The sequence below is a fragment of the Mesorhizobium sp. M0437 genome, assembly GCF_040321335.1.
Classification (GTDB): domain Bacteria; phylum Pseudomonadota; class Alphaproteobacteria; order Rhizobiales; family Rhizobiaceae; genus Mesorhizobium.
On the sequence record NZ_JAMYRK010000028.1, the window covers coordinates 64,269 to 71,919 of the forward strand.

Annotated in this window: 8 protein-coding genes; 4 read left to right on the top strand and 4 right to left on the bottom strand. The window is 62.9% G+C overall.

The annotated features are described in order from the left end of the window. The first annotated feature begins 62 nt into the window (after positions 1-62). On the top strand, positions 63-494 hold the full coding sequence (locus tag NKI72_RS18895) for a low affinity iron permease family protein (RefSeq protein WP_031211766.1): 432 nt from the start codon (positions 63-65) through the stop codon (positions 492-494). Between the two features lie 69 nt (positions 495-563). On the opposite strand, the gene NKI72_RS18900 is transcribed toward NKI72_RS18895, so the two are convergent. Further along, positions 564-1,436 (bottom strand): SDR family NAD(P)-dependent oxidoreductase, encoded by an 873-nt coding sequence (locus NKI72_RS18900; protein WP_352850499.1) that lies wholly within the window; start codon positions 1,434-1,436, stop codon positions 564-566. A 130-nt stretch (positions 1,437-1,566) separates the two neighbouring features. Here NKI72_RS18900 and NKI72_RS18905 point away from each other — a divergent pair, with 130 nt between their 5' ends. Continuing rightward, entirely contained in the window at positions 1,567-1,848 is a 282-nt protein-coding gene (locus NKI72_RS18905; RefSeq protein WP_023676741.1) for a hypothetical protein, read from the top strand. 7 nt (positions 1,849-1,855) lie between these two features. Here NKI72_RS18905 and NKI72_RS18910 read toward each other — a convergent pair whose 3' ends face one another. Further along, entirely contained in the window at positions 1,856-2,431 is a 576-nt protein-coding gene (locus NKI72_RS18910) for a TMEM175 family protein (RefSeq protein ID WP_023676740.1), read from the bottom strand. A gap of 156 nt (positions 2,432-2,587) precedes the next feature. Here NKI72_RS18910 and NKI72_RS18915 point away from each other — a divergent pair, with 156 nt between their 5' ends. Continuing rightward, entirely contained in the window at positions 2,588-3,796 is a 1,209-nt protein-coding gene (locus NKI72_RS18915; RefSeq protein WP_352850500.1) for an MFS transporter, read from the top strand. A gap of 9 nt (positions 3,797-3,805) precedes the next feature. Here NKI72_RS18915 and NKI72_RS18920 read toward each other — a convergent pair whose 3' ends face one another. Then, positions 3,806-5,278, bottom strand: a complete 1,473-nt coding sequence (locus NKI72_RS18920) for an MATE family efflux transporter (RefSeq protein ID WP_352767769.1) — start codon at positions 5,276-5,278, stop codon at positions 3,806-3,808. Positions 5,279-5,469: 191 nt separating this feature from the next. Here NKI72_RS18920 and NKI72_RS18925 point away from each other — a divergent pair, with 191 nt between their 5' ends. Beyond that, positions 5,470-6,255: a L,D-transpeptidase gene (locus tag NKI72_RS18925; protein WP_352501044.1), complete on the top strand. Its 786-nt coding sequence runs from the start codon at positions 5,470-5,472 to the stop codon at positions 6,253-6,255. Positions 6,256-6,401: 146 nt separating this feature from the next. On the opposite strand, the gene NKI72_RS18930 is transcribed toward NKI72_RS18925, so the two are convergent. Continuing rightward, a partial coding sequence (locus NKI72_RS18930; protein WP_352850501.1) for an esterase-like activity of phytase family protein occupies positions 6,402-7,651 on the bottom strand: 1,250 nt, incomplete at its 5' end.

Sequence of the window (7,651 nt, forward strand, 5' to 3'; positions counted from 1 at the left end):
CTGCAGACACAATGAACTCGGCTTCCGTCCGGGTTCGTCGCCCGGCTGTTGAGGGAGTTTGAATGATTGAGAAGCTTTTCACCAGGATCGCCAACAACGTCGCCCATTTTGCCGGCCTGCCGCCGACGTTTGCCGTCTGTTTCCTGATCATCGTCGTCTGGGCGGCAAGCGGGCCGATGTTCGGCTTTTCGGACACCTGGCAGCTCGTCATCAACACCGGCACGACGGTCGTCACCTTCCTGATGGTGTTTCTCATCCAGAACACCCAGAACCGCGATGGCGCCGCGATCCAGGCGAAGCTCGACGAATTGATCCGGGTCAGCACAGCCCAGAACACCTTCATCGGTATCGAACACCTGACTGAGACCGAGGTCGAAGAGATCCGCAAGAAATGCGAACAGGCAGCGAAGCGGCATGATCAGAAGCTTGCCGAGTTGGCAGCCGAGAAAGCCATGGCGAAGAAGCGGAACACGAAGAAGCACGCAGCGGCGTGATATAAAGGTCCGGCGCATACCTGCGAAGATCGGATCCGATTCTTTGCTACGGTGATCTTCGGTTCGGGATCATGCGCTGCGTGTCATGAATGCCGCGAAAGCATCCTTGTAGTCCGGATGCCAGCGCGACAGAGCAGGACGGTTCTCAATGATATCGCCGATTGCCCAGGCCATGCGCTTTTCGTCCATGGGCCGGGTCGCCTCGTTATCGGGACACAGGATGTAGAAATCGCCACGCAGCAGCGAGGCCAGCATGAAGTCGATGACCTGCTCGCCGGTCCAGGCTCCGGCCGGCTTTTCGGTGGCGCCTTCGGTCAGGCCGGTAAAAGTGAACCCCGGAATGAGCAGATGCGCCGCGACATTGGCGCCGGGCTCATTGCGCAGCGCGTGTGCAAGGCCCTCGGTATAGGTTTTCACGCCGGCCTTGGAGACGTTGTAGGCAAGGTTTCCGGGCGGCGTGGTGATGCCTTGCTTGGAGCCGGTGTTGACGATCAGGCCGGGCTTTCCCGCCGCCAGCATGCGCGGCGCGAAGGCCTCGACGCCATGGACGACACCCCAGAAATTGATGTCCAGCAGTCGCTTCCAGGCGTCACGGTTCTCCCAGGGCTTGCCGGGGTTGTTGCCGACGCCGGCATTGTTCATCAGCAGCGAGACGTCGCCGAAAGTGCCGGATGTCCGTTCGGCCAGCCGGTCGAGGTCTTGGGCCTTCGAGACATCGGTGGCGACGGCAAGCACGCCGCTCTGCCCGCCGATAGCAGCGACGGCGCGGGCAGCCTCATCAACGCGTTCGCCGCCGATATCGGCCAGCACGATCTTCATGCCCATCGCCGCCAGCCGTTTGGCAGCGGCAAGGCCGATGCCGCTGGCCGCGCCGGTGATGACGGCGACATTGCCGGAGGCAAGTGCGGGCAGGGCGGTCTGGATCTCGGCGTCGGTGGTCATGATTTTCTCCTGTTCTGGCCGCGGCGAACTTAGCGCGGAAAAAGGCTCGCGCAAGCCGGTCCCGGCATCTTCGGGTTGACCGCATCGGCGGGCGCTGCGCATGCTGATATCGAAAAAGGAGACCTGACGATTGACCGACTGGATCGAGATCCTGAAAGAACAGACCGCCACCGGCGACCAGATGAGCCGCGAAGTACCGCAGATGCTCGCCAATCCCGACATCAGCGAAGCGCAAGTTATGACGCTGTTTTCGGCGCTCGAAAAACAGGCCGAATTCGTCGAAAAGCTGCGTATGGCGCTGGAAAAATTCGGCCATGATTTTTCAGTGATCAAGGCGGCCGAGCGGCTGGAGGAGCGCTACGCCGACCTTGCCGCTTCGGTAGCGGAAAAGCTGAAAGCAATGCGAGGCTAGACGGGGCCTATTTCTCGATCAGCCGCTCGAAGCGTCTGTCCGGCACGAACCAGATCATCGCCACCAGGACATAGATCGAGACACCGATCCAGTGATTGACGAAGGTCAGCGCGATGGCGGAAAGATAGAGGACCAGCGAGATCTTTCCCTTGAGGTCATTGCCCAACGCCCTGGCGAAGAGAGTCTCGTTGCCGTGCAGTCGATGCAGGGCCATGGTGAGGATGTTGAAGCCGATGGCGCAGAGCGCCAGGTCGACGCCATAGACAGCAACCGGCACCGGCGCGAAATGGTTCTCACCCATGAAGGCTGTCGTCGCCGGCATCAGCGATAGCCAGAACAGCAGGTTGAGGTTCGCCCACAGCACGCGGCCGTCGACCCGCTGCACGGTATGGAACATGTTGTGCAAATTGTTCCAGTAGATGCCGACATTGATGAAGGACAGCACATAGCTGAGGAAGATCGGCCAGAGTGGTGCCAGCGCGGAAAAATCCTCGCCATGCGGCACCTTCAATTCCAGCACCATGATGGTGATGATGATGGCGACCACGCCATCGGTGAATGCCTCGACTCGTCCCTTGCCCATGAATCTCCCCTGACAATCCGCTGAAGTTAAAAGAGGATCTCGCTCAGCGCCATCGGCAAAGCTGCCAAACTTGTCAGGAGCAAGCCGGGGAGGGGGAACGGCTGACGCGAAAAAGGCGTTAGGATGTCAGATCCCGAACAGCAAAAGGTCGAAAAAATGACCGCTCACGCTCAAGTCATGACGCGCGATTACGAACTCGGCGGCCGCGCTGCAGCGGCCACCGTGGCCGCTATGATCGCGGCTCTTTTCGCCGGCAGCACGGCGCTGACGCCGCTTTACATCATCTACAAGCAGGTCTTCGGCTTCTCACAGATCACTTTGACGCTGGTCTACGCCGTCTATGTCATCGGCAATCTGGCGGCGCTGCTGATGTTGGGGCGTGTGTCCGATGTCATCGGGCGCCGTCCAATGGCATTGGCCGGGATGGCGGTGGCCGTGGTCAGCGCGGTGGTTTTCCTGTTCGCCGAAAATGTCGCATGGCTCGACATCGCCCGAATTCTGAGCGGACTGGGAATCGGCGTCGGCGCGGGCACCGGCACCGCCTGGCTCGCCGAATTGCTCCCGACCGACGACAAGTCACAGGCGGCGACGATTGCCACCAGCACCAATTTTCTCGGCCTCGGCCTCGGTGCGCTGGGAGCCGGGTTGCTCGCCGAATACGCGCCTTGGCCGCTCAGGCTGACATTCGTCGTCTACCTGGCGATGCTCGCGACTGTAACCCTGCTGGTCTGGCGCACGCGGGAAACCGTTTCGCGGCCGGGGAAACTGGCTGACGTTTCGATGCGGCCGCGCCTTTCCGTGCCCGATGCCATCCGCGCAAATTTCGTTGCGCCGGCGGTGACCGGCTTTGGCGCAATGGCGCTGGTCGGCTTTTATGCAGCACTCACACCGAGCATTTTGGCGCAGCAACTGCAGGTAACCAACCATGCCGAAGCCGGCGCTCTGTTCTTTGAATTGGCGATCGTGACGGCCGCCACCATTGTAGCGACGGCACGTCTTTCGAGCCGAGCCGCGATGTTCGCGGCGCTTGCGCTGATGATCCCAACCGTCGCGCTGATTGTTGCGGCGCAGGTCTTCGCCTCGATGACCATAATGATTGCCGGCACCGCCTTGTGCGGCGTGGCGGCAGCGCTCGGCTATCGCGGCGGCTTGCAAGTGGTGAACGAGATCGCGCCGGCGGACCGGCGCGCCGAAGTCGTCTCGGCCTTCTTCATCTGCTGTTTTTGCGGCAACGCGCTGCCGGTCATCGGCATCGGCGTTCTGTCGACGGTGGCAGGTGCGACCGCGGCAAGCCTGGCCTTTGCCGGCATGATTGTCGTCTTTTCCCTGGTCGCTCTCGGGTTTGGCGCGAAATACGCGCGCTGAGCCGACCTTTCAGCCGTTCGGTGTCTCGGGCGAAAGGTGCGCGCGCTGGCGCGGTACGCCGAGGCCGGTATCCGGCGGTTCGCCGGCAGCCGGCCGGCTCTCGATCATGTGCAGGCTGCGCCAGCGGCCGAAGCGATAATAGGCCGCGGCCAGCACGAGCGAGGTTACAGAGCCAGCCGGAAAGCTCCACCACAGAGCTTCCTCGCCGATCACGCTTCGGAAGAAATAGGCGAAGCTGGTGCGCACCAGCAGCACCGAGATCACCAGGATGATCAGCGGCGGCATCACCGCGCCGGTGGCACGCACGGTGGCGAAGAGCACGATGGTGATGCCGAACAGGATGAAGGACCACGACGCGATCTTGTTAATGTGAGTGGCGATGTCGATTGCTGCACTGTCGCTGCCAAGGAAGAGGCTGAGCACCGCGCGATCGAATACGAACAGCAGCGCGACGAGCATCCCGGTGAGCACAAGGTTGAAGCCGACGCCGGAGGTGGCGATGCGTCCAATCCGGTCCCAGCGCCTGGCGCCGACATTTTGCGCCGCCATGGACGACACCGCGGCGCCGATGGCGAGCGCCGGCATCTGGATATAGGTCCAGAGCTGTGCGGCTATGCCGTAGGCAGCCGCGACCTGCGAGCCGTACGAGTTGACCATGCCCATCACCGTCAGCGCCGCGGCCGAAACGACGATCATCTGCAGGCCCATCGGCACGCCCTTGAAGACGACGATGCGCAGCAGCGCCGGGTCCGGCCGCAGCAGAGCGAGATTAGCGCCGGCCAGCCGCAGCGGGTGCTTGCGCGCATAAAGCACGATCAGGATGGCAACCACGCTTACCGTCTGGCCGATCAGCGTCGAGGTGGCCGAGCCGGCGATGCCGAGTTCGGGGAACGGGCCGATGCCGAGGATGAGCAACGGGTTCAAAACGACGTCGAGCATGACTGCCAGCGCCATAAAAAGGAAAGGCGTGCGCGAATCGCCGGCGCCGCGCAGCACCGTCATGACGAAGGACAGCAGGTTCATCATCGGCACGGCGAGGAAGATGATGCGCAGATAGGAGCGCGCCAGCGGCAACGCGTCGGCCGGCGTGCCGAGCGCATCGAGGATCGCATCGACCCAGATCCAGCCGCAGACCGCGAACACCACCGAGACGAGGAAGAAGAAGGTGGCGCTGGTTCCGACGATGCGCCGGGCTTCGGGCAGGTCACGAGCGCCGACGGATTGTGCGACCAGGATGGTCGCCGCCATGCCGATGCCGAAGACGGTGCCGAGGATGAGAAACAGCACGAGGTTGGCATTGGACGTGGCGGTCAGCGCCGCTTCACCGAGGAAACGGCCGACCCACACGGCATTTATCGAGCCGTTGAGCGACTGCAGCACATTGGAGCCGAGCACCGGCAGGGCAAACAGCAACAGGGTGCGCGGGATAGGCCCACTGGTGAGGTCGCCGGTCTGCCGGCGCGGGGGCATGTTGTCGTCCATGGCAGGCAACTCGGCGAAGGCTTGTCTGAGTCCGCAATGATTGCCGATTTAACGGGAGAGGTCGATGCGGCGCTGTAAATTCCGCCTGGCGTGCCTTGATCTAAGCATTTCTCAACCTTCCGGAATCGTATATTGATCCCGCACGCGTGGGGCCGCATTTTCCTGGATCTCATGGGTAGGCCGGGGGGCTCATGTCCGATATTCCGTTGTTTTTTGAGCGCCTGAACCGGCGCGCCTTTCTTGGTGCATCCGCTCTGGGCGCGGCCTCCGTGGCTCTTTCGTCGTGCACTACGACGGACGTGGCGGCGCCGGTGCCCGCGGCACCAAGCGATCCGGCTTTCGGCGATGCCGCAAGCATGTATGCCGCGCGCATGGACGAGGGCTATCAACTGCCGGCAATCCCGGTAGCCAAGGTCGATCCGAAATTCGTGCGTCAAATCGTGGCCGACCCGACTGGAGAAAAACCCGGCACGATCGTCGTCGATACTTCCGAGCACTTCCTCTATCTGGTGCGCGACGGCGGCAAGGCAATTCGCTATGGCGTCAGCCTCGGCAAGGCCGGTTTCGGATGGACCGGCAGCGCCGTGGTACAGGCGAGGAAGAAGTGGCCGGTCTGGACGCCGCCGCCGGAAATGATCCAACGCCGGCCGGAACTGGCGAAATACAAGGACGGCATGCCGCCCGGCCCGCAGAGCCCGCTTGGTGCCCGCGCGCTGTATCTCTTCCGTGACGGCAAGGACACGATGTATAGGCTGCACGGCACGCCGGAGTGGGATTCCATTGGGAAGAACGCTTCCTCCGGCTGTGTGCGCTTCATGAATCAGGACATTATCGACCTCTACAGCCGCGTCGACGGCGTCGCGCCGGTCTTCGTGCGCCCGAACCTGTCGGCCGCCGGGAAGATCGCCGCCGTGTCGAACAGGACGGCCGAGCCGATCGATGCCGGCGTGCCAAAGGACGCGGAGATGTTGAGGTAAGTGCCTTCGACTGGATCGTCAGTCGCAGGTTTTGCAACGCACTGGGACACCGTCCTTGCGCGGGCGAGCCGCAACTGAAGGGCACGACCGCTCAATCGCGCCAGCTCAGGCGGACGCGTTCCGCGCGTCCGCCTGTATGGGTGCCGCTACTTCTTGGCGAGGCCTGGGAGCGTGACCTGATAGACCAGGAACATGGTGTCGACATCGGCGCCATCCTCGGCCTTGTAGGCCGCGCCTACCTGGAAGCCGTCCTGCGTGAGGAAGTCATTGTCATTGGCGACGAACAGGAAATAGTCGTCGGGCAGTGTCGGATCGAGGACGCTCACCACCGACATCGCCTCCCACTTCTCCGAAAGGTTGTTGCGGTCGTTGGGCGCGCCATTGTGCAGCCCGAAGCGGCCGAGCTCGGTCTTGTCGTTGATGTCAATGAGCGGCGTCAGCTTGGCCGGCGTCACCGATGGATCGAGCTCACCCTTGGGCGCCAGCGGCTTGTCCTTGTCGAATTCTGTGCCGGCGACATCGGTTGCCGCAGACAGATCGACGACGCTGATCTCGCGGTGGAGCGAGGTGTCGCCCTTCAGCCCCTGGCCATTGCCGCTGTCGCGCGCCAGCATCAGGAAGGTCTTGTCCGACAGCGCCACGATTTCGCTCTGCGCGGCGATCTTGGTTTTGCCCTTGGCATCGGTGAACATCGGCAGCGGCACGACATATTCATGCGCGAGCTTGAGCTGGCCGGGATCCGAGGCATCGTAGACCAGCGCGCGCGTGTTCTGACGCGTCGAGGCGGAATCGCCGCCATCCTGCCTTGGGGCCGACTGCAGCACGGCAATCAGGAACTTCCCGTCCGGCGTCAGCGCCATGCCTTCGAGGCCCTGGTTGTTCTGACGGCCGGTTTCGGGATCCTTCGGATCTGGGTCTGCCGCGCCAAGTCCCGGATTGTTGGAAGCAAAGTTTGGCGTCCCGTGACGCATCGGGACAAGCGCCGCCGGCGGCTGCGTTGCCGACATCAGACGCCCATCGGCGGAGAAGCGGTAGATGTTCGGACCGTATTCGTCCGAGATGAACAGCGTGCCGTCGGGCAGCCGCGCGATCGCTTCGTTATCGAGCGCGAGCTTGCCGTTGGCTTCGGGCAGGATCGGCATGTCGTCGGTCGCGGCACGCACGCCGTTGAGCGGATCGAGGCCGGTTGCGTCGGTACCCTTGTCGTCGGTCAAAAGGATGGTGTCTGCAAGCGTCGCCTTGAGGCCCGATTGTTCCTGGCCGGTGGCCGGTGCCGCACCCGGCGCGATCGGGGCGAACTCGATGGCGATCGTGTTGAGGCGCGGACGGTAATCGGTGGTGCCGACGACATTGTAGCCGCGATCCGGCAGCAGCCATAGCGAGCCCTTGTAGCCAT